Annotated in this window: 1 protein-coding gene and 1 pseudogene; both read right to left on the minus strand. The window is 29.4% G+C overall.

Features of this window, described 5'->3' with window-relative positions; genetic code table 11:
• Positions 1 to 116 (minus strand): annotated as a pseudogene (locus KA858_RS10480) (YtxH domain-containing protein); the annotation flags it as partial.
• Positions 117 to 214: 98 nt separating this feature from the next.
• Positions 215 to 1,107, minus strand: an 893-nt coding sequence (locus KA858_RS10485) for a type I restriction endonuclease subunit R, EcoR124 family (RefSeq protein ID WP_481906475.1), incomplete at its 5' end; no start/stop codon positions are given.

Below are 1,107 nucleotides of genomic sequence, written 5' to 3' on the forward strand. Positions count from 1 at the left end.
GCTTTTGAACCTAATTGACTCGCTAATCCTTTTGCATTTTCTTTATAACTTTCTGGATCTTCTTTGTATTTATTATATTGCTCTTTTAATTTATCTCTACTTTCTTTTCGAGATATTTGACTCACCTTCTTCTTTGTATTTTTTTATTACTACAAATTGAGTATATAACAAAAAATCCTTGTAGTAAAGAAAAAATACAAGGATTTTATAAAAATTATTCAACCATACCATATTTTTCAACAGTATCTTCAATAAACTGTATAATTTGATCTGTTTTTCGCTTACGTTTCATAAAAGGCTCTGAAATATTTTGACCGATAGATTTGCGATCAATATTACCACTATATTCATATTCATTAACAGCTTCGTTAAGTAACATAGCAGAAAAAGCTTTTTGTTCTGCAAATGCATCAATTTCTTTGGTTTTTTCTTTGTCTTCAAATTCGTAATAAGCTTCATTAATATCTGAATCCTCTTTTAGTGATGGCACAACTTTATCTAAGAAGCTACGGATCAGATCAGCTTTCAAACGTAATTGTTGATCATCGGCTTTATCTAATAACTTATGAATTTGATGACGTTTTTCATCGCGTGCTTTCACGTCAGATAAGTTAATTTGTCCAATTAAATCCATGATATATTTCACATTAATTAAGTCGTTTCGCATTAATTCAACTTGGAAGTCAATATCATTTAAGACAGAAACAGCATCATCATTATCTCCTTTTATAACACGCACGACTTCTTCATAGATATTTAAGTATTTCCCTTTATAATCTTCATACGTTTGTTCTGCAATACCGAGTTCGTTTTCTGTAAATTGAAATTCATCAAAGGTTTTTAACTTGATTAATGTATTTGATAAATCACGGAACGAAATAACAAATTCTTTTTTTAAATCTTCAGCCTCTAGTTTATCAACATCTAAAGGTGTTGGTGCTAATTGAAAAACGTCTTGTAAGATATCTTTGAAATTTTCTAAATATTCTTCGTAAGATAAACTTAACACTGTATCTGTGTTGTCAGTTTGTGAGAAAATTTCAATGGCTTCATCGGTTTGTTGTTTCAAATCACGATAACACACAATATTACCGTAAGGTTTACGCT

Origin of the sequence: Staphylococcus sp. GDX8P80P, from assembly GCF_017893095.1 — a bacterium.
In the GTDB taxonomy this organism is placed as follows: Bacteria; Bacillota; Bacilli; order Staphylococcales; family Staphylococcaceae; genus Staphylococcus; species Staphylococcus borealis.